The organism is Candidatus Thiodiazotropha sp. AKAK2 (genome assembly GCF_058244685.1).
In genome coordinates this window covers 25,838-48,437 of the sequence record NZ_JBSYOP010000038.1, presented here as the reverse complement: position 1 = coordinate 48,437, position 22,600 = coordinate 25,838, and the positions used below count along the sequence as shown (strand labels likewise).

15 protein-coding genes are annotated in these 22,600 nt (G+C 51.2%); 5 read left to right on the top strand and 10 right to left on the bottom strand.

Features of this window, described 5'->3' with window-relative positions; translation table 11 throughout:
* Positions 1 to 7 precede the first annotated feature (7 nt).
* Entirely contained in the window at positions 8 to 1,132 is a 1,125-nt protein-coding gene (locus AC4IE8_RS20235) for a hypothetical protein (protein WP_490791852.1), read from the top strand.
* A 4-nt stretch (positions 1,133 to 1,136) separates the two neighbouring features.
* Complete coding sequence (locus AC4IE8_RS20230) at positions 1,137 to 12,707, top strand: LPD38 domain-containing protein (protein ID WP_490791851.1); 11,571 nt, start codon at positions 1,137 to 1,139, stop codon at positions 12,705 to 12,707.
* Here AC4IE8_RS20230 and AC4IE8_RS20225 read toward each other — a convergent pair.
* A complete protein-coding gene (locus AC4IE8_RS20225) occupies positions 12,692 to 12,907 on the bottom strand; it encodes a hypothetical protein (RefSeq protein ID WP_490791850.1) in 216 nt (71 codons plus the stop codon). The two genes, AC4IE8_RS20230 and AC4IE8_RS20225, sit on opposite strands and share 16 nt — an antisense overlap.
* Before the next feature lie 182 nt (positions 12,908 to 13,089).
* Between AC4IE8_RS20225 and AC4IE8_RS20220 the strand changes: the two genes are divergently transcribed.
* Genes AC4IE8_RS20220 through AC4IE8_RS20210 form a run of 3 tightly spaced genes read left to right on the top strand, consistent with a single transcriptional unit; the run spans position 13,090 to position 15,908 of the window.
* Positions 13,090 to 13,461 carry a hypothetical protein gene (locus tag AC4IE8_RS20220; protein WP_490791849.1) on the top strand — a complete coding sequence of 124 codons (372 nt, stop codon included), beginning with the start codon at positions 13,090 to 13,092 and terminating at the stop codon, positions 13,459 to 13,461.
* Positions 13,458 to 13,631 (top strand): hypothetical protein, encoded by a 174-nt coding sequence (locus AC4IE8_RS20215; RefSeq protein WP_490791848.1) that lies wholly within the window; start codon positions 13,458 to 13,460, stop codon positions 13,629 to 13,631. Before AC4IE8_RS20220 ends, AC4IE8_RS20215 begins: the two co-directional genes overlap by 4 nt.
* A 3-nt stretch (positions 13,632 to 13,634) precedes the next feature.
* Entirely contained in the window at positions 13,635 to 15,908 is a 2,274-nt protein-coding gene (locus AC4IE8_RS20210; protein WP_490791847.1) for an SGNH/GDSL hydrolase family protein, read from the top strand.
* A 244-nt stretch (positions 15,909 to 16,152) separates the two neighbouring features.
* Here the strand turns inward: AC4IE8_RS20210 and AC4IE8_RS20205 are convergent, their stop codons facing one another.
* The 9 genes from AC4IE8_RS20205 to AC4IE8_RS20165 form a co-directional block, all read right to left on the bottom strand.
* Positions 16,153 to 16,365: a hypothetical protein gene (locus AC4IE8_RS20205; protein ID WP_490791846.1), complete on the bottom strand. Its 213-nt coding sequence runs from the start codon at positions 16,363 to 16,365 to the stop codon at positions 16,153 to 16,155.
* 23 nt (positions 16,366 to 16,388) lie between these two features.
* A complete protein-coding gene (locus AC4IE8_RS20200; RefSeq protein WP_490791845.1) occupies positions 16,389 to 16,733 on the bottom strand; it encodes a hypothetical protein in 345 nt (114 codons plus the stop codon).
* A gap of 480 nt (positions 16,734 to 17,213) precedes the next feature.
* Positions 17,214 to 17,558: a hypothetical protein gene (locus AC4IE8_RS20195; protein ID WP_490791844.1), complete on the bottom strand. Its 345-nt coding sequence runs from the start codon at positions 17,556 to 17,558 to the stop codon at positions 17,214 to 17,216.
* 42 nt (positions 17,559 to 17,600) lie between these two features.
* On the bottom strand, positions 17,601 to 18,065 hold the full coding sequence (locus AC4IE8_RS20190) for a hypothetical protein (RefSeq protein ID WP_490791843.1): 465 nt from the start codon (positions 18,063 to 18,065) through the stop codon (positions 17,601 to 17,603).
* A 45-nt stretch (positions 18,066 to 18,110) separates the two neighbouring features.
* On the bottom strand, positions 18,111 to 18,770 hold the full coding sequence (locus tag AC4IE8_RS20185) for an RNA ligase family protein (protein ID WP_490791842.1): 660 nt from the start codon (positions 18,768 to 18,770) through the stop codon (positions 18,111 to 18,113).
* A gap of 161 nt (positions 18,771 to 18,931) precedes the next feature.
* Complete coding sequence (locus AC4IE8_RS20180) at positions 18,932 to 19,291, bottom strand: SLOG family protein (RefSeq protein WP_490791841.1); 360 nt, start codon at positions 19,289 to 19,291, stop codon at positions 18,932 to 18,934.
* Positions 19,292 to 19,502: 211 nt separating this feature from the next.
* Positions 19,503 to 19,784 (bottom strand): cupin domain-containing protein, encoded by a 282-nt coding sequence (locus AC4IE8_RS20175; protein ID WP_068992197.1) that lies wholly within the window; start codon positions 19,782 to 19,784, stop codon positions 19,503 to 19,505.
* A gap of 604 nt (positions 19,785 to 20,388) precedes the next feature.
* A complete protein-coding gene (locus AC4IE8_RS20170; protein WP_068992193.1) occupies positions 20,389 to 21,717 on the bottom strand; it encodes a HipA domain-containing protein in 1,329 nt (442 codons plus the stop codon).
* Positions 21,714 to 22,007, bottom strand: a complete 294-nt coding sequence (locus AC4IE8_RS20165) for a helix-turn-helix domain-containing protein (RefSeq protein ID WP_068992191.1) — start codon at positions 22,005 to 22,007, stop codon at positions 21,714 to 21,716. Before AC4IE8_RS20165 ends, AC4IE8_RS20170 begins: the two co-directional genes overlap by 4 nt.
* Between the last annotated feature and the right edge of the window lie 593 nt (positions 22,008 to 22,600).

Here is a 22,600-nt window from a genome sequence, read left to right as displayed (position 1 = left end):
TGAAACTATGGCTATGAGTTGGACAGGGTTAGGTAGAGGGCTTGAGCGCGGCATTCGTCTCCGCATGGCAATGGACCAGCATGAAATGAACAAGGATCGAGCTGAGGAAGATGCGAACGCAAGAAAGCAACAGCGTATCTTGACTGATATGCAGATCGAGAAGCTCAAAGATACAAATGAGCGAGAGCAAACGCTTAGGGCGACCAATCAGACGCTGTATCACCTTGGTAGCTTGAAGAGCGATCCACAGGGTTATGCTAATCAGCTTCAGACTGATCCGGAAATGAATACCTCAGTCAGCGAAAGCATCAACCGAGTTGGCCAGATGCTAGTCGATGCCCGAGGTATTGGTGATGGCATGCAGCGTGAGTTTGCGGGATTCACTCCTACTGATGACGGTCGGCTGATGGTAAACCTCAGAGTAACCAAGGAGGATGGTTCTGTTTATGAGCCCCCTCTAACTGAAAGTGGATCCACTGATCCGGATGATCCAGTGCTTGCGTTCACACTTGATGACCTGGGTGGATTAACTGCCGCCATCGATGCCGAGATTAAGGGACTGGAAAGCAAGAAAGTCGGTTTAGGTGATATGTCGCCTGCCAATGCCAGAAAAGCTGAGATCGGTCGAAAGCAGGGCATTGCTGATGAGAAAGACATGCTCAAGTATGAGTATGGTCTGAAAGGGCAGCTTGAGAAAGCGAAGGCCAAGAATAAAGAGAAATCTGGAGCGAGCACCAAAGCCAAGCACCAGGCTGAACTTGAATCGCAGGGATTACCGAAAAATGTAGCCAGGGGTATCGCCTATGGCACATTCAAGCAAATCAAAGATGAATTCGGTATGACCACGGCCATTGTAGATATGGCCACGAGTAAAACTGTCGGCACGCTGGTAGAGCAGGGTGATAGCTACGCCTTTCAACCTAATCCGGAATGGGTTTCAACTGGCGGTATCTCTCAAGCGTCCAACAATGCCGAACAGCAATCCACCGCTACAAATCCCACTAGCAAGACTTACCAGGGTAATGTCAACGGAAAATCCGTGACGTTCACCGATGCCGATATCGCTTCAACAGCTGAGAAGCACGGAATCTCCGTGGAAGCTGTTAAACGTCAACTGAATATTACTGAGTAATCGCATGGCCAGAGACCTATTTGAAGAGTTTGGAATCAGTCCACAAGGTGCTGACAGTAATGAACCGATCGATCTCTTTGAAACCTTCGATGTAAAACCAAAAGATCCGGCCACCTGGGGTAAAACATTTGGGGCCCTGGGTGAGATGCTGGGCGAGGTTGGTACTTCTGCGGCTGGTGGTATGTTGCAGTCATCCGGTGAGCGTGGTATTCAGCGCGCCAAAGCTGATATCGAACACCCTGAAGGCCGCATTGAGCGCAAGATGCTCAGACGCGGTGGGCCACTGGGTATTGATGTTGGAAGAGGCGTGCGCCAAATCCAAAACCCGGAGCAGGAAACTGCCAAAGCTAAGGCAGAGGCAGAGGCTGAACTTCCGGTAATGAAGCGCCGTGCCGGTATCGGTCGGGACATGTTCGAGCAATCGGCCAAGCGCCAGGAAGAGATACGGCCAGATTTTACCAGCAAGGACTGGGGTAAGGAGTATATCTTTGATCTTGGTGTGGCTGCAGAGAAGATGGTTCCACCTTTGGTAATTGGCGCTACAACTCGCAACCCGTTACTGGCCACTGCTGCGATGGGACCGACTGTTTACGGTGACACCTATGGCCACAAAAGAATGCAGGGGCGGTCAGTTCGCGAAGCAAATCAGGACGCCATTGCCTCAACAGCAATTGAACTTGGAACTGAACTGCCGGTATTTGGTCAGCTGTTCAAATACGGCAAGCCTGGACTCAAAAAGATTCTTGATACAACCGTACTGGAAGGTGTGTCTGAGTTAGTGAGTTCGCTACTACAGACGGCTTATGACGCCGGGGTTGTCGATGACAATATGACCCTTGGCGAAGCATTCACCAGCGCAAAGACCTACCAGGATGCGGCATATGAAGGCCTGATTGGTGTTGGATTGGGCGCCATGATGGGTGGCGGCATGATCCATGCGGATCTACGAGCAGAACGCCAAGCCATTGAAGAGATCAAGGATATCACTGCAAACATGCAGTTTGAGGTGATGTCAGACACGGCGCTTGAGGGTGTGATCGAGACTGGCGAGAAGCTGGCCAAAGAGCACGGCGATACTGATCTGTCACAGATGCTGGATGTTCTGAAGGCTGAGCAGCAGATACGCGCTGAAAACCGAGTGGATGATTCACAGGCATCGCAGCAGGACACAATTAAACCTGAACCGGTAAAAGATGCCAGCCCTGGGCAGCCTGCTGGTTTTAAAGATCTGGAGCCAGAAGAAGAAAGCGGCATTGCCGGTATTCAACTACCAAGCACAGATGCTGGTCTGTCTACTGCTGAGAGAGGTATCGGCTATCAGGCAACCAGCCCAATTAAAGAGGCTGGCATAAGCAGGATACAAGATAAGCCAACTCCAGAAGACCCTGCAGCAATTGCGGCTCAAATGAAGGCCTTTGAGGAGGGACGTAAGCCTGCGGTACTGCTGACTCCAGGGGAAGGCATGCCAGCCCTGCCTGATGGCGCTCAGGTTGCTGAGATCCCTGGTCGTGGCCTGTTGATTTACAAAGACCCTGCTGTTCTTGAACTTGCTCAGAATGACCGCATGGGTGAGGCCCTGGGTTATGGGATCAGTGAAAAGCCGGTATCTGATCAGGTTGTGACCGCCCGGGATGAAACCGGCCAAGTGGTTCAGGATGTGCTTACTGATGGTCGGCCAGAAGTCGTTGAGGCCGCAGAGCAGGTGGCAGGTGATAAGGGAACGGTAGAAACCAGACCGGCTATGGAGGCGTTACAAGAGCGCGAACAAGGCAAAGGTCAGAAGATCCGGCAGATTGACACGAAGAACGATTCGCTGATTTCAATGATTGCCAAGTTGGGCGGCATTAGCATCGAGGAGGCTGCTGGCCATGGCGTTGATCCGGCTGACATGAAGCGTGCCCGGCATAAGATTCTGCCGGCATTCACCAAGCCTGGTCAGACTCGTCAGGGTGGCATCAAGGGTGATTCCTTCGACGGGATACGCGAAAAGCTGAACGAACATGGGCACTCATTTGAGTCTGAAACTGAACTTGTGAATGCTGTTATGGAGGAGATGGCAGGTAGCCCTGTTTATACGCCAGAGGGTCAAGAGTATCAGGCTGAGCAGGCTATGCCGAAATACCTGCAGGATGATGCTGCCGGCGAGGCGCCAACAGCACCGGTGGACTCAAAACCAGTCAAGAAGCTGACCAAGAAGGCCTTGGCCGCAATGTGGCCGGATGAGCAGTGGGAATATGACCAGGCCACCATGGATGATGTGCCTACCCCTGCCGGTGTACACTATGACCCTTCCTGGGATGAAGAAACCCAGCGGATTCAGGATCTGGCTGAATTGGCGTCAGAATATGCTGACGTTGATGAACTGCTAGACTCAAGTAAAGCAGACAGTACAATTGCCAAAGAGCTTTGGGAGATCATTGAAAATGGGCGAAAAAGCCAAAAAGGTAGCCGAGTTCCGGCGTCAACAGAAGCAGCAGCAGGAACAGAAGACCAAGGATCAAAAGAAAGATCAGACTTCCAGTTAGACACACAGTCCGAAAAAGAGCTAGCTGAGAAGGAAGCGCGCGAGCAGGACGAAGCCACTGCGACCAAGGAGCAGGTCGATAAAGAAGCTGAGCATTTCACCCTTGAGCAGCAGGTAGACGATACCCCGGACAGTGCCGGGCAGGGACTATTTACGGCCGATGGTCGGCCTGCTCAGAAGGCGATTGACAAGGCTGCACACGAAGCTGCCACCAGCCCCACCAACGATCTTCAGGAGCCCACCCAGGCGCAGAAAGAGGCGGGTAATTATAAAGTAGGCCGTATCTCCCTGCATGGTCTGGATATCTCCATTGAAAACCCCAAGGGTTCTAAGCGCAGTGGAACAGACTCAGATGGTGAATCATGGTCTGTAACCATGAAACATCACTACGGCTACATCCGTGGTACCGAGGGCAAAGACAAGGATCACATTGATGTCTTTCTCGGTCCTGGTGCCGAGAATGCCGCTATGCCTGTTTTCGTGGTCGATCAGATTAACCCGCATACCGGGTCATTCGATGAGCACAAGGTCATGATGGGATTCAAGAACCAGCTTGCTGCAAAGCGTGGTTATTTGGATAACTACGAAAAAGGATGGAAGGGTGTTGGCGCCGTCAACAAGATGAGCCTGGATGAATTCAAGGCGTGGCTGGATAGTGGAAACACAAAGCGCGCCGTCTCGTATGCCGAGCCAACTAAAAAAGAGATCCCTGGCGAGCGGCACGAGAAGACCAAAGCAGCCGACATCACCGAGATGTCCGACGAGGCATTCGAGCTGCTGATTGATCAAGAAACAACAAAACCAAAAGTTAAAAAACGGAAACTACCGGCCAATATAGATAGATTGAGAAATTACTTCGTTCCTGGTCGTATTGTCGATGCTTACTCAGGAAAGGATAGAGTCATATCATTCAATGTGCCTGCTAAAGAGAGCGTAAGCAACGACTGGGATGTGACAGTCGTCAAGGTGGATGAAAATGGAAATGCGATTCAGCCTGAGCGCACGCACGCAACGACTCCAAGCAGTAAAAAAATGCTTGCCTGGGAGAAGGAGCATCCAGTTGAGGAATCGAAACCAGAAAAAGCGCCTTCAAAACTCAAGCAGAAAGCAACCGCCCGCGCCATCCTGAAGAAAGCTGGTTCCCAGGGCGTGAAGGGTGCCGACGAGGCTCTGGCCGGCCTGGCTGAATTGTTTGGTGGCAAAGGCAAACTGTCATCTGGCTTTACCTTTGATGAGGAAACCTACGAGAAGGCAAAGCCTCATTTCAAAGCGGCCTTGGAGTCGTTCGTTGAGGCCGGTAAATCGCTGGCCGAGTTCGTTAAATTCATTGTGGATAACTTCGGTGTCGGCGTGAAACCGTACCTGTTGCAGTTCCATAAGGACGTGAAGGCGTCTAAAATTAAGGTGAGAGGTATCAACGATGATGCAGATTCCAGAACAAGTCAGGCAGGAAATAGCGCAGACCGCGCCGATTCAGGACGATCAGATCAAGCAGATGCTGCAAATGCCGACGATGGCGCTGGACGAGCAGATGGAGATGCAGCGATCAAACCTGGAGAAGCAGGGCTGGAGCCGCAAAGCGATCTCGGCCTATATCAGCCTGGCTCCGATCTATTTGGAAAACCCGGCGATGCAGGCGTACCTGCGGGAGAAGGGAGATCCGGAACTGATGGGGCTGCTGCCGGATATGAACAGCCTGGACGATCTGCTGATGATAGCGCAGCGCGAGTACCAGATGGCACCGGCCGATCTGAGCGACCTGGAAAAGATGCTGAAACCTACCACCGCTCCCTAGCGGAAAAGCTCAAACTTCAGAAAGCCGCCAACAAAATCCCCCTGACCTACGGTGACCCGGCAAACATCCGGAAAACGCTACCGTTCCTGCTGCCTGAACAACAGGAAGATGTGGCTTTTGCCGAGGCTCGCTATCTTTCTGGTAACGAGCCTGGCGTGCTGTTTACCAATGGCACTGGTACCGGGAAGACCTATACAGGCCTTGGAATTATCAAGCGCCACATGCGCGAAACCGGTAGTGAGGATATTCTACTGGTCGTGCCGGCCGGTAAGGTCAATGATTGGATCGAGGACGCCAGGAATCTCCAGATCAAGGCCAGCAAACTGATCAGTAAGAAGGATGCCGGTCAGGGCGTGATCGTCACCAGTTACCAGAACTTTCAGGACAACTGGGAACTGCAGGGCCGTGATTTCTCGCTGATTGCCTACGATGAGTCTCATTATCTTGGTCAGTCGGCTACCGGCGACACGATGGCGTTCGACATGCACCAGGCTGCCGCGAACCATGCCGATGGTCTTTACTGGAAGGCCTGGGTGCGTGACCCGGAAGCCAAGAAGCTGGAGTATTCACGACGAAAGTTTATCAAGGATGAAATCGCCAAGATCGAAAAGATGGCAGAGGATTCGCGTCTGAGCGCAAAGGAGCGAATGGTTGCCAGTGCCGAACTTGAAGCCAAAGATAAACTGAAAAAACGGCTCGATAAGGAGTTCAGGGAGAATAACAAAGGCAAATACATTGAGATTCACGACCGGTCGAGAGATCAGCAGGAACCGCTGAAAGAGAAGTATCACCGATCAAATAAGGTACTGTTCCTGTCTGCCTCGCCGTTTGCGTACCACCGCAGTATCGACTATGCCGATGGATATTTGTTCAGTTACGGGGAGAATGAGGAGAAGCAGGGTTATTACACGATTACCCCCCGCGATCTGTTCTTTATAACCAACTTCGGATATCGCTTTCGCTACGGCAAGCTGACCACACCGGACAAGGATGTGGATGTCGGCCTGATGGAGCGCCGATTCAATGAGAGCCTAAAGAAGTCAGGCGCATTGTCTGGGCGCACCCTTGAAGTCGATTACGACTACTCACGCGAGTTCGTTATTTTCGACAGCAAACTGGGTAACAAGGTGGATATGGGCCTCAATGTCCTGCGCGGCTTGTCCCCTGATGGCGAATATCTTAACGCTAACGAAATGATTGCAGCCGGGCATCCAGTTTTCAAGGAACTGCCTGACGCGCTACGTTCTCAATTCACCTACTCCTACCTGTCGCAACTGACCGAAGCCATTAAGGCAGAGGGATTGACTGACCGCATCAAGAAGCATCTTGGTATGGGTCGTCAGGTGGTTGTATTTCACGACTTCCAGAAAACCGTTAGTAAGCATCCTTTTCGATTAGGGTCAGTCAGCACCAAACACGCCGGAACCGAGGATCAGATAGCCGATGCAAATGATCTCCTGCACGATGAGATAGCGTTATTCAATAAGCACTATCCAGATCTACCAAAACTGCCACTTGATAAGCTGAAGTCTGTTGTTGAGACAATCACTGATGAATTTGGCGACCGGGTGGCCGTTATCAAGGGCGGTGTCAGTGCGAACAAGAAAACCGAACTCATCAAAAAGTATCAAGCCGATGATTCTGGTATTGATGTCATCGTTGTCCAGCGCATGTCTGGCAGAGAGGGTATCAGCCTTCACGATATTACCGGCGGCCACCAACGCGCCCTGATTGATATGGGCCTGCCGATCCGGCCGGTTGACTCCCTGCAGACCGAGGGCCGTGTCTATCGTTATGCAGTGATGTCTGACGCCATTATTGAATACCCGGTACTTGGCACCACTTTTGAACGCATTATGTTTGCCAGCAAGGTAGCCGAGCGTTCACGTACAGCCGAGAACTTAGCAATGGGCAACCTGGCCCGGGATATGGAGAAGGCATTCAAGGAGGGGTATATCGAGGCTTACGAGTTCGACCCAAACCCTGAGCAAGGTAAGGGCGGCAAGGAACGCGACCGCACGATGCGTGAAGACGATCCTTGGGATATTGCCAAATCGCTCTATTTTGGACGCCGCAAGAACACAAAGCGCCGGGATCAGCGCGAGGGAGTGGACTACTTCAGCACCCCCGAGCCCCTGGGCCTGAAGATGGTCGAGTGGGCTGGGGGCAGACCCGGTGAGCGAGGCCTGGAGCCATCAGCCGGGCATGGAGCTATTGCCCGCTGGTTCCCGGAAGATACCCGCAACGTGTTCATCGATCCGTCTTCCAAACTGTCAGCCGAGGTTGGCCTGTTATCCAATGGCTTTCCTGAAACCGCTCTCTTTGAGGATTTCCCGGTTGAGTCGAAATTTGACTTTATTGTGATGAATCCGCCTTACGGTTCCGGTGGCGCCACGGCCATGCAGCACCTGGACAAGGCTATGCGCCAACTCAAGAATGGTGGGCGTATTGTGGCCCTGCTGCCTGAAGGTCCAGCCGCAGATAAAAAACTGGATAAGCTACTGTATGGTAGAGAGGGCGAAGCTGAGGAGTTGAAGGAATCGGCCAAGAGCGGCCTGATTACTGGCGGGGAGCGTGATTCGCGGCTGCGCCAGCTCGAAAACTTTCATGTCATGGCTGATTATGGTCTGCCCAGGGTCACTTTCGAGCGTGCCGGCACCCAGGTCAAAACTCATATTGTCGTGATCGACCGCTATGACAAGCCAGAGGATGTTCCATACCGCAAAGGGCGTTTCGATATCGACGTAGATGATATCAACGAGTTCTTTGATCGAATTCAGGATTTCAACGGCCCGCAGCGCGGCGAAGTCTCCACGGTTGAGGAAAATGCCGATTCCGAAGAGAAGCCAACTGCCGCCAAGCCTGAAACGGCTGGGGTGGAGAAAAAGAAAGGATTCCACACTAAGAAAGAAATTGATATCTGGTATGTACACCTGACCGGTAAGCGTATCGAACGAAGCGACTTTTTAGCCTTGAAGGCGAAAGCCAAGGCCCTGGGAGGGTACTACTCCATTTACAAGGGCGGTGGCGCGAAACCGGGCTTTATATTCGAGACGGATGAGAACGCCGATAAGTTCATCCAGGAATACAACGATTATTTCGGTGAAGACAGCGGCCCGCGTTTTAGCCGCCAGGCCAAGCAGCGCGGCCCGATACTATCGTCTGAAGAACTCGATTCGATCCTTGATAGGATCACCGGATCTTGGGTGGACGGCCCTGATGTTGTTGCTCTTGATGACTTTTCTGGGCTTCCTGCGCCGATCAAGAAGGCGGCGAAAGAACAGGGTGCAAGTGCGGATGATGTTCATGGTGTTTCCTTCCTGGGTAAGGTCTATGTGATTCGGTCCATGATGGAGAGCCGGGCAGATGTTGAGCGCGTGCTGTTCCATGAGGCCTATGGCCATTATGGACTGGGCAAACTGTTTGGTGAAGAGCTTAAAACGAAGCTAAATCGCATCTATCTGGGTATCGGTGGCAGTAAGGGGCTGGCGAGATTAGCTCAAAAGCACGATATCGATATCACTGAATATGCCAAGGGAACCAACAAAAACACCAATAAAAACGCTAACAAGAGCATGGACATCGAAAGCCGGCGTGCCCTGATGATGGAGGAACTGTTAACCCATATCGCACAGGACAGTAAGCCAAGCATCACCCGGGTGGTAAAAGAGATTGTGGGTGCTGTTCGTCAATGGTTGCGCAAGAGAGGCCTGGTCAAGCTGGGCGACCTGTCTGACTCAGAAATCATGTACCTGCTCAAGCAGGCACGCCATGCGGTGCAGAAAGGCAACATTGGGAAAGGCACAGCGAATGAAATCCGGTTCATGGTTGCTTGGCATGGAACCGAAGCTGCTGTTGATAAGTTCAGCACAGATCATATTGGCACAGGCGAGGGTATGCAGGCCTTTGGCTGGGGCCTCTATTTTGCCGGCAAGAAGGAAGTGGCCGATTATTACCGCCGCTCTCTGGCCGGCAAGTCATTCGATGTCAAGCGCGAGGCTAAAAAGCTGGGGATTGAGTTGAGCCCCAGAACTCAGGCTGAGGTATATCGCCAGGCCGGCACTGACAAGGATGACATGAGAGCAGCAAAGTATTTGCAGTACGCGAACAGCGAATCCAGGCAGATAGACCAGAAGAAATTGGCCAAACTGATCGGCGCCATTCGTAAATCTAAAAAAGGTAATCTCTATAAAGTGGATATTGATATCCATGAGAATGAGATGCTTGATTGGGATAAGCCGTTGAGCAATCAACCTGAGCATGTCAGAGATGCTATCAAGCGATATTGGAAGAAGATTTATGACGAGCCTTTCAATGATTCAATCACAGGAGCCGATGTTTACAATGACCTAACTGAGGTTGAGCTTAGCCAAGAAAGCGCTTCCAATAAGCTCAAAAAAATAGGTATCCGTGGTATTCAGTATCTTGATGGAACAAGTCGTGGTAGCGGTGAAGGATCAAGAAATTACGTGATTTTTGATGATGCTGATGTTTCTATCGAGGCGCGTTTCATGCGCCGTGGGAAGAAAGACCGAGCAAGTGAGGAACTGAAGCGCAAGTTTGGCATGGCGCCTAAACAGTCTGGATTCAAGCAGTTTGTTGAGGATATCCGTGAAGACGGATTCGGCGATCTGAAACGCCACCTGCAAGATGAGTGGACCCAGGGTGCACTAGACCGGTTTTACGGTATCAAGCGCGCTGAGAATGAATTTGCTGGCCCTCTGGACGCTTCACAGTCCGGCTATGTGGCCACAAGGCTATCCACTGGCCTGAGTTCCATTGTTACCGCAACGCTCCACTATGGCACGCCGCAATGGCGTGAGGGCATTCTGCAAAAGATTCCGGACAGTAAAGGGCTGCTGGAGATCTTTGAGCCGGTTGGTGACGAGATCAATGACTGGTTGGCCTGGATGGGCGCCAAGCGTGCAGATCGACTGATGTCAGAGGGTCGGGAGCATAATCTCACCGAGGATGATATTGCCGAAGGCCTGGCTCTGGCCGATGGCCGGGAAAGCCGATTTCAGAAAGTGGCCGATGAATATGCCGAGTTCATGAGTCACATCCTGGATGTGGCCGAGCAGGCCGGACTCATCAAGCCGGGTGGTCGCAAGATGTGGGAACACGCCGATTATGTGCCGTTCTATCGCATGTCTGTTGACGATATGTTCCGTGGTGCTGCAGGGCCCAAGGGCAGGAAAGGCCTGTCTCATCAATCGTCTGGTATCAGGAAATTACGTGGTGGTACCGGGGCGACCAATGATCTACTTGAGAACATTGTCATGAACGTCACGCATCTTCTGGATGCTTCGTTGAAGAACAATGCCCTGGGCAAGACACTGCGAAACCTGAAGAATACCGGTGTCTATGATGATGCCACTATGGAGTTCAAGAAAGAATTGATCCCCATGAATCAGATCAAGGATATGGTGAAACGGCATTTTGAGGAGCAAGGCTGGCCTGAGCATGCTATCGATCAATATCTGGATATGATGCCAAAAGAGGCAATTGATGGCCTAAGAGATATGTGGGCCATGAAGCCGCCACAAGATCCCGATGTGGTGCGTGTCATGATCAATGGCAAAGCCCGGTACTACAGGGTGAAGGATCCACTGCTGTTGCGTGCTATGACTCAGGTTAATACAGAGAAAAGTCGATTCCTCCCGATGGAAGTGGCCAGAACCTTTAAGCGTGTGCTGACCGCTACGGTAACGGCCGATCCTTCATTCATGTTGCGCAACTTCATTCGAGACGCGGCCCATGCCTGGACCATATCAGATGACAAGTTCACCCCGGTGGTTGATTCAGTGCGTGGCGCTGCGAAAACAGTCAGGCTCTGGGCCAAGGATGTCGATCATGAGGCGGTTGGCGGTGCGGTGGATATGATGTTTGCCGGTGGATCCTTTCTAGGTGGATACATCCACGGCAATGATCCGACTCAGACCGCAGCGGCAATACGTGCCGCCCTGCGTAAGCGTGGTTATTCAGCCTCATCCGTCAATGAGTTCATGGGCACTTTGATCGATACCCCAGCTAAATACTGGGAGAAGTATCGTGAATTCGGTGATGCAATTGAGAATGCTTCGCGTGAAGCGGTCTATGAGGCTGGCATCAAGGCAGACAAGAGCAAGGCTCAGGCGATCTTTGACGCCAAGGATCTGATGGACTATTCCATGCAGGGTCAATGGGCACTGTTCCAGGCCTTGGGCGATGTGGTGCCTTTTTTCAATGCCAGGCTGCAGGGCCTCTACAAGCTGAAGCGTGCCGGCGCTATCCCGGGCTGGGCCAGCAAATCAAAAGTGTTAGCAAAGGGTGGTGTTATCACTGCGCTCAGTCTGGCACTGATGGCGCTCAACTGGGATGACGAGCGGTATGAAGAACTGGAGGATTGGGACAAGGATCTGTATTGGCACTTCTGGATTGATGGCGAACACTTCCGGATTCCAAAACCCTTTGAGGTTGGCGTGATCTACGGCACGATACCGGAGCGCATGGCACGCTATTTCGGTAAAAAGGATGATGAGAAGCAAGCCATGAAGCAGCTGCTATGGAATATCAGAGAGTCACTGAACCTGGTTCAAATGCCTCAAATCGGCAAGCCAGTGGCCGAACTCTGGGCCAACAAAAACACCTTTACCGAACAGAACATCGAGGGCATGGCCGACGAGGGCAAGCTGAAATCGGCACGCTACAACGAGCATACCAGCCTGACCATGCGCAAGCTGGGCGAGGCCTTTGGGGATGATATCAATCTCTCGCCAAAGCAAATGGAGCACCTGTGGCGTGGTTATCTCGGCACCCTTGGTATGTATGCCCTTGGCGCTACAGATCTCGCAGTACACTGGGCATCAGATGGCCCGACAAAGCCTGACTACCGACCCGATCAACTTCCAATTATCAAATCCTTTTACCGTGGAGATGACCCTGCCCGTAACACCCGCTACAAGACGGAAATGTATGAGATGTTGCGTGAACTGGAGCAGGTCAATCGGACCATCCGCAGTTATGCGAAGCAGGGTAGGAAGGATGAAGCCAGGGCCCTGAAGAATGAGAAGAGTGATCAGCTGAAGGCGTTGGGTCCATTGCGTGCCGGCGCCAAAGGTGCCAAGTCAATTCGCGTGAAGATCGACAGGATTATCCGTGATGAGGATATGTCCGGTGCGGAAAAGCGCGAGAAAATCAACAAGCTGTACGTGAAAGCCAACAAGCTGACCAAGAAAATGGTGGAAAAGGCATACCCTCACTATATCAGTGATTGATAGAGAGCTTGCCCCCAAACGGCAAGGATGCCTGCAGTCGCCAGCACGAAGACCATTCCCAGGAACCGCGATTCATCGGCGGCTTTCATCCTGGATCCAAACCAAAAGACACCAATCAAGGCAACCGCCGAGAGAAACGGGGAAACCTTGAGTAGCAACACGCTCAGGAACATGCAGGCAAGCATCAGTCCTGTGTTCATCTCCAAATCATAACACATGACTATTTGAGGGGGGATGTACTGTGCTTAGCATAGGGTAGCCTCTGCTAAGCAGTGACCAAGTTTTATATTACCAAATGCATAAATAAATAACCGCCTTCGGGCGGTTTTTTTATGCCCGTTCCACTGACCTTTAACAAACATCCTTTCGGGGAGATTTTACTGTGCACGATAGATATTTTAATGATGACCCCTATCCCCTGATCCAGGGGGATAACTACCCTCCATACGTCTTCACGATTCACGACAGTTTAGGTCAGCCGGCTGATTTTTCTGGTTATTCATCTTTGGTCGTTCGGGCCAGGTTCAGGGAGCAGGGTGGTGACCTCTCATTGGCGGTTATCACCTGCACAGCTGTGGATAAGTCAATTGGCCAATTCCGGATTGACAGCTGGCCGGCGGCTGTCGCTGCGGCAGAGGAGGGCACACACGAACTGGAAATCGAGGTGGATTACCTGGGTGATAGTTCTCAGGTTCAGACCGTTTACGACATCGTGAAGTTCAAGGTCTTCGAGCAATTCGGAGACACGGCATGAGCGACTGCAATCTCAACAATTCCGTTAATTCCCTGACCATCGGTGATGACTCATTCACCTACCTGAGGCTTGGGAGTTTCGCGCAGACCGCCCCCGATTACCGAGGTGATCAGTTGGGCGCTCTGGATTCCTACGAACTCAACGAAGAAACCAATCTTGATGGGGAATAAACCATGGGTGAAATGAAGCATGTGAATGATGCCACTACGGTGCTGGCGTCTGCGCTCGGCGATACTGATTTAGTGATGGAAGTGGCCTCATCGGTTAACTTTCCTACGCTAGGTGCCGGCGACTGGTTTTGGGCTACGATCCGGCGTGCAGCTGACGGTGAGAAAGAGCAGGTCAGGGTTACGGCCATCTCGGGTACGACTTGGACTATAGAGCGCGGCACAATCCCGCTTGCCTTTGCTGCAGCAGATGGCGTCTACCAGCGCATGAACAGCCAATTTGCAGATGATTTACTCAGGCCTGATATGCAGGTGCTGGGTCAATTTGCGGTTGCAGGTGGAACTGGTAATGCCATGACGGCATCACTGGATAAAGCGCCACGCAGTTTAGTGGACGGTATCGAGATTTCAGTCAGAGCTGTTGGTGGCAATACAGTTATGAATCCAACCCTCGATCTGGATAGCTACGGCGCTCTGACGATCACTCGCCTTGGCCAGCAGCCTTTGGAGATTGGTGACATTCCGCGTGCCGGATATGAAATGAAACTGCGGTACCGGGATAGCCCGGCCGGATGGGAGCTGCTGAACCCAGTAAATCTGCCGCATTATGCTGGCCGTATTGTTGTGCTAGGCGCTTCCGAGTCTGTATTCCCCTGGTCACAAACCTGGGTGGACCATATGCGAAATGCGTTCGCCTCAGAGGGTTTGAATATTGATGTATTTCATACTGGTGCTGGCGCCCTAACGCATGACACCGCTATGAATGATGTCGATGCGTTGACCGGTCAGACCCGGGTGGAATTGACCAACTCGGTCAATGCCGATCTGATTATCGTTGAGCTCGGACTCAATGACGCCATCTTAGCAGTTGGTAGCTTGTCACAAGTTCAGATGATTGCTGATGCCACGGCTCTTTATGCTGATATCCGAGCCAACAATCCTGATGCCTTAATCTGTTATTCACCACTGATCCCATATGATTCGGATGCTCACAGTGCTGTGCCTATTGGTAGTGTGAAAAAGAAGTTCTGTGTGCCCTACATGCACGAAACTTCAACCAAGACCGGTGAGTCAGGGAAGTGGACCACAGAGTATTCCGAGATCAATCAGGTGTTGTCTAGCACCATGCAGGATCGACTCACCAACTGGAAAGCCTTGGATGCAGCAATTCGAGCGCTGCCGACGGTTGATATTGTTTTGGAGACCAATTATTTCCGGCCGGCCAGGCTGGGGTTGGTGAGTCACGACAGAGTGCACCCGAACAGTCAGGGCCATTATTTCCTGATGTCTCAGGTCTGGACTGAATTTCAGAATAACGCCACGATTCGCGCCGCCATTCCTGAGCTACAGAAGTTGCGTGTTCTGGGTGATTTCACAGACTTTGACCGTTTGTGGAACTCTGCGACCATGGCAGATGCTGATCTGGATGGGTATGAGATTGATCCTGATTGGACCAACGGCTTTGACTATCCCATGTGGATCAACGTCTATGGCAATACCGGGCTCATTTCTCACGCCGCCTACTGGGGAAATCAGCAACGGCCAGCAATTGATGTGAGTGATCGGGTGAATCGATCCATTGAGCAGTCCTTTGATGTGATGATGAATGGCTTGTGGCCTGGTGCTGAGATCTTCACAAAGATGTGGCTGGATGGCGACTCAGAGCCGACTACCTGGTCAACTGATGTGCCGCCGAAGCTATCATCCAAGACCGGCACGCATATTGGGAATGATCGTCCCACCTTGCCGGCAGGGGACTACTGGATCAAGTATCGTGTTGGGGATGATGTATTTGGCCCGTTCCCGATCGCGCTGTCTGGAGCGTATTCAAGCGGTAGCGGTGCAATCGCAACCTTCTCAAGATCATCTAATGAAACCTTAAGTTCAGGGTGGGACTTCATAACGCTTAACGTGGAAAATGAAAATGAAGCGTCTAGTGTAATTAGCCTAAACGCAACAAACGGGCAAGTTTCAATTGCTGCTCCATCTGGGCATTCATATACACATTTTAAAGTAAGCGCACACTGTACAATTGATGCTAATGCAGTAGGTAGGCATACGCTGTGTTTCAGTCGAAATGGCGTAGATCAGCATGACGCATTTAGTTCAGATTCTACTTATGTGGCTACAACAGCAGCATTTCCACCGTTGTCCATTTCAACTCTTTGGTTGCCGATAGATGCGGCCGGTGAAGTGTTGGAAATGATTACAAATTTACCTACATTATCTGCCGTTGTGTTGGCTTCGTTTGGTATTACTTTCCAGGTAGAGCTTCGATAGCTTCCCTGCCTGGGGCAACTCAGGCAGAATCTTACCTCTCACTCCCCCATAAGGACATAGACTGCTTTCTTTCCTCAGGACTATCAATCGTCATTGTATATCCGCAGCACTTTGGCCAACCATGTTGCAGCGCGACGGCAGAGTTTAATTTGAGTGACGTACCGCATACAGTACACCAAACCCTACCTCTCTGTAGTTTTGGGTGTGAGTTTGCCATTTTGTCATACATATCTATCTCTCCTGTCTATTCCTCGGTGTGGGTTACTTTCTCTAACCGTGACGCTCCGCAGGTCAAAGCAAAAAAAGCCTCTTCACCGCTCTGTTTCTTTGCGTACACTCGATCTGGCATAACTCTGGTGATCTCCAATTGTTCTCCTAGTTGGGCGAATCCTGGAGCACCCATTCCAACAACTTTTACTGGGTCACCAACCTGTATATTTTTAAAGTCAATCATCATCTATTCCTCAGTTAACTATGGGGTTAGGCTGGTGATTGGTTAAGTTTTTTCAGCGCATTTTCTATTGCTTCACTGAAAGAGCATCCGCCGTTGTAATACTGAACCACAAATCCAATGGCACCATCGGTGCGCCTGTTCGCCTCAAACACATCGTCGTAAGGCTCTCTGTCCATATCCTCAATCACTTCATAAATCACCTCGTCGACTAGAACATATTTGTCGTAGCCAAAGTCCCGCAAGGTTTCTCTATAATCGTTGTCGTATAGTTCCCAGCCCTCCTTGTTTAGAATTCGCTGAATCGCCTCATCAACACCGCCAGTCATATCGACTTCACGTAGTTTTACTACACGGCACTCTGTTTCACTCATATCGTTCTCCTGTCTATCTGTTAATTAATTACAGGCTCAAAGCCATCACATCGAGTTACTCCCGTATATCCATTAACACTTGAAGTTACCTTTGAAAGTGGTTTACAGGTATCCGCTACATGCTTGCAGTTGGCGCAAATGCTGTTGCTATTTCCACGAATAGCCGTTCGAATATCGCATCTATCTGGATAGATTTCATTTCCCTCTCTAGTCTTTTCGACTGAGTTCATCTATCTCTCCTATATTACGGCTCATTGTTCGCTCAAAGCTTTCGCTAGTTCACAATTATCTCTATGTCCAGAATTGTCAGGCAGATCTCCGTGTTCGTCCGCTCCATATCCCGGCTTTATGCCACGACATATGGGGCAACACGGCCAACCAGTACAATAACTATAGGTGGTACTCCACTCCAGCTTGCGTAGCATTGAAATTAAATCAGTCATCTATCCCTCCTGTCTATTTCAGTTAACTGTGGTTAGGCTATAAAAATTTAATTAGGTCAATCTCTTTATCAGTCAGACCCGCAGACTTTGCCTTCTCAATCGCGGCCCGTTTCGCCTCAATCTTCTTCTGTTGATTAATGTCATCCTCGCTAGGGCGTTCAATAACAACAGATCCGAGCCATTGTCCATTTAACCTCACGGCGGTAGACTTCGTTACACTACAGTTACTGCCTTGAACAGACTTTCCTTTTCCTAGGCGTATGGCTGTTGCTTCGTTTTCACATACAGCCAATGGTAACTGACGGCCTTTACCTTCTGTCAGGTCAGAATTAGTCCACGCCACCCAAACATCCTTTACTTCCTGAACTTCAATTGTTGCCATATCGTTCTCCTGTCTATTTCAGTTGATTAAACCCGCAGGGGGTTAGGTGGCTTTAGTCTTAAGAATTGCTGCGTTCCTTTTCTCAGCCAAAACCCTAGGGTCTCTCATCCTGGAGCGAAACCCATCAAACCAATGGCAGCACTTCAAATACCAGTAATCAGTATCAATCGGGCCTGAGCCAATATATCGGCCTGAGTATCCCCATTCAGGAACCTGATGACAGAAGGGGCAGGGTTCGTTTTTAACACCAGCAACTTCTATTACATCCAATCCCGGCTTCCGGTCGCCGTCATGTTCTGCCCACCAAATAGGACCCATTGGAAGTGTCACCCGATACCCATTCCAATGATCGAATCTTGGAGATAGAACTTTCTTAAATCCAGCGCCACGCTCCCGATAGTCATCAACAAAAACGATTGCCAGATCAGAGAGGAATTTATGTTGTACCTTCCAAATGTATGCCCCCTCTTCTGGCGGCCTTTCTTCTCTATAATCGTGAAATTTCATCGTCTAATCTCTCCATTCAAAACAACCCAGCAGGTGGCTGGGGGGTTATGCTCTAAAATCTCGACACTTGATTTTTGTGATTAGCCTATTTCCGTTGCGAGCCTTCAACTCTGTTGATGGTCTGGCAACAATACCCTCGGCTTTAAAATCGCCCCATCTTGAAGTAATTCCTGATCGCGCCAACTCAACCATGTCGAGTAAGGTTCCCTCTCCTATAATTGGCACAAAATCAATATTCAGATCTTTCGCAACCTGCTCAACATCACAACGATTCAGCCACCAGTCGCCAACTTTCACGTCAAATAGGACAAAGTCCTGGTCGCTTCTATAGTTTCCTCCACCTTTCTGGATCTTCGCGCCGTAACCTTCCCCATACAGAACAGCATTCCCATCAGGAAATATCTCTGCAAGCTTTCCTCTTGCGCTATCTGAGTGAAACCTCTCCACAAGCCTATCTACAAGAGAAGCTGGGATCTGTGCCCGGTCAGTTCTGCCTCCAAAAGCGATGCCGTACTGCTTTCCTTCTTCCTGGTAATCGGGAATTTTCACCCTAATGTTTGTGCCGTCCACTTTTTCTGTGAACACCCATTTGTTACTAGATAAGTATTCAAATTCAGGCAGTGTCCACTCACCTTCAAGTAGGGTCTTGTGCTTGTTTGCTGGGTCGCGCTTAAATACGGTTTGGATCTTGTGATACTCAGTCATGTGTTGTTACTCCTGTCTAATACCCCCGCTCGAAACAACCCCAAAACCAGCAAAAAGGCGTCTAGCGTCCTTCCGATACTGGACAGATAAAGGGTTGTAAGTGATTGAATTACAGGCGGAATCGCCCGTAACGTTGATGCATCTTTTAATCAGGTGGTTGTTCACGACCGGACCTTCAATCTCAAGTCGTATATCTTCAGGCCATGCTTTAGGGCATTCACCAGCATGTTTGACGTTCCCTTACCTCCTGGGAAGAGGATCACAGCGTCTGCATACTTAGCCATCTCCTCATTCCTGATGGGCCCTGCTTTCTTGCCGTGCTTGTCCCAGTCAGCCGGGAACCGCTTAATAGGGATGTTCCAATGCTTCGCCCACAATTCGCCCCCTCTATCTGCTCCCTTTGCGCCTCCTGATATAACCTCGGTTATCCTGCTATTACCGGAACCGAGAATGGTATTTAGGATAAATTCGTCCTCTTCGTCGAACTGATAATCCCTGCCGCCTGCGATAATTAGTTTCATGCCGTAAATCCTGTCTAAAATAAATTTCAGCACCCAATAGAATCAGGCACTTAACCGCCCCTTCTTAGGGGTTTGGTTTTAGACAGTTAGGTTTTTAAGACAGAGAAATAGCTGTATTATCAGCGAGATACCAATATCAGAGCAGATACTGCTGCATCATCGGCGTGTGCTGTTGGTTTTTGGCGGCTTTTGTCATCAGGCAGGCAGACGACTATTCGAAGGTGTAGTGCTTTTCCACATCCTTCAGGATATCCCAGGTGCACTTCATGCCGGCCGGGAAGGTTACCAGGTCGCCCCGCCCGAACTCCTGGGGTTCGCCCCCTTCCGGGGTGACGATAACCTTGCCACGCAGGAAGTAGCAGATCTCGGTCTGGTCGTAACTCCAGTCGAATTTCGACACCTCCTTGCTCCAGATCGGCCAGTCGTAGACCCCCTGGATCTCCAGTTTCATGGAGGATGGGCGGTGTTCACAGAGAATCTTTAACTCAGTCATTAGTCTGTTTCGTTTTAGTCTTGGTGGGAGCCAGCTATCGGTATGTGGCCAACAGTCAGACGGGAGAGTTTACCCTGAAAGGGAGAGGAGGTTAACCCGGGTTAATAATCAAAGTGACTCATGCATGTTTGTGATGGTTGAGGTCAGAGTTGTCAGAACCAATCAGGCTCTCAATGGGAATATGCAACCCCTTCCAATGCTTAAGAATCATATCTATCGACAGAGGGCGCTTACGATTCAGTCCACTCAATGCGCTGCCAAAAGCATCTCGGCCTTTCAGCCTTTTCAGGATTCTGCCAAACAGCATGGGTGACTCGCCCCTCCAGATGAGCCCTGATTTTCAGATGCGAGGCGCTCTTCAGCCCAGCTCATGACCTGGGCGAATGGAATCTCAGTCAAAGTATCGAAAAGCTCGTGTCCACTCAGCTTCGCCCGGCTCAGTCTGGGGGAAGTGATCCCACGCAGGAAACGGCTCAGCATACGGGTAGCGTCGATAATCTTTAGTCTTTCATTGAGAAAAGGGATGAGTGATTCGGCCAGTCATTGCGGGGTGGGCGGATCATCTGGACATGCTTATTGGAACCGGTTGAGGCTGCACCCGCTTCTATTCAATTACCACTTTCGCAATCATTTTCGCATCGATTTCCAGTCGCTCAGCCTGTTGCAGGGCCAGGTCCGAGATCTTCTGCAGCATGGCACGCTCTTCCTCAATGTAATTGGGCAGAGACAGTAATGTCGGCAGCTGGATTCTGAGCGCTTTGATCATTCGGTTCATCTCACGCACCAGAAGGCGGCGTGCTATGCCACAGCGGTCGGAAAAGTCTGCCCAATCGAAGGCACGGACTTTAGTCATATCGAACTCGTCTCCGATGGCCATGGCGAATTCGTGTTCGATATCCGGATAGATGCACACCGAAACCAGGTCGTAAGCAGGGGCGAGGCGCAGGCCGCCCGACTCGACCAGAAACGAGATATTTTTACCATGGGCATCACTATTGCCGATCAGGTATTGCAGGATCGCCCAACGGATCAGTGCCATGCGAGTGGCCGCTTCAGACTGGGTGAGCGGCGCGATGGAGAAGAGCCTCTCGAAACCAACGCCGTCCCGAATAGTGGCGACATCACGTCCACTGCCGAAATTGCGTTCATATTTGTGGTTGACGCTGAGATTGAGCACCTGGCAGCTATCCACCGCGTGTAAACGCTCGACATGGCGGTTGTGTTTGATGCGGTCGAAGCGTTTGACCATCAGTACCGGCTCCGGCACGCGTAGAATTTCTACCTCGGCCGAGGGTATACCGAGCGCGGCAGCCAGCTTCAGGCAAAAGTGCTCATTGGCCACCAACCTGGAGAGCTTTGGGTTTAGCGGCTCCGGTTTGAGGATATGCGTCGACGCCAGCCGGCCTTCCACCAGGAACAGTTTTCCTTCCTCATCAACATAGACCGCCAGTTTATCCTGGTAACCGGCAATGGACATGCGTACCCGGCCGTCCCATACATTGAAGGGGCGATTGGCCCGGTCGTGGATACGCTCGGAGAGCTCTTCAAAGCTGACTTCACGCACGCTCGGTTCAAGCTGGGCCGACAGGGTGTCTTCAGGCAACAGTGCAAGCGCACCGGTACTTTCCTGGCCTAGCCAGCGCAGCAGACCAAACAGGTTGCCTTTTGAGACCATGTGCGCTGCAGCCGCATCCTCCAGGGCTTTGCCCTCGGGCAGCAGATTCTCAAAGAAGCGGCGTACGTTGACCGAGTGCAGTTCATCGGTTTGGCCGTCCGGACGCCAAAACGGGAGGGGGGGGGATATGGGATAAGCACCGCTATTCGTCATCCAGGCCGGTTCGTATTCAAACGAGAAGCGCCCGGTATCGTCGTGATAGCTCAGGGTGCCAACCTGTTGTTCACCAATCCAGGCTGAAAGGCTGTGGGTTGTCATAATGACTGACGCTTGATGGCTGCAATTGCCTGGGATTGCGCCGATTTTGGTACCGCCAGCAGGGTGAGCCCCAGTTGCTGTGCAACCGCCAGGGCCTTGTCCAGGCCGACGGAACGGTTGCCATTTTCAAGATCCGAGAGCAGTTGAACCGAAACACCGCACAGTGCAGCGGCATCATCGATGCGCAGTTGTTGTTGCGTGCGCAGGCTCCGTACAAACGCGCCAAACGCCTCAACCGAATCGACGACCGGGGAGGTGGGCAGGGGTAAGGGCGTAATTTTTCGGGCCATATAGTTTCTCCAATAAGAGAAACTATAGGATGATGCTGAGCAATAAGTCAATAATTACTTAAAAGCAAGAAACATATGTTGGGTGGTGGATAATGTGTAATATATTTCTTAAATATGAGAAATAAAGGTGGCCGAATAACACTGGTGGGGATGCCTGAACCCCGGCAGGCTGGCGTTTGCCGCTTTTCAATGAGGCCTCCCTCGCGGTGTTTGGCACTTCCCGGCTTCATAGCTGAGGCTTCAAGATCCCGCAGTCAAGCGATAGACTGTACAAAAATACAGTATTGCAACTGGCCCACACCATCGCCCACCGTGTGGGATGCTATTTGGAACAGCAAGGCCTACTGGAACGGGATGCCGAAAACAGTTACCTGGTCGGGGACGCGGTGGATGACGATCCATGAGTCAATTGTGCGGTCACTCGATCACGTACCGCATCGCCGTGGGGCCGCAGGTGGGGCGCAAGGATGCGCAGGAGCAACTCAACTCAAGACGCCGTACCGAGACGGCACCTCGCATGTGATCTTTGAGCCGCTGGATTTCATTGCCCGCCTGGCGGCGCTGGTGCCCAAACCGAGGTGTAGATCGCTGGT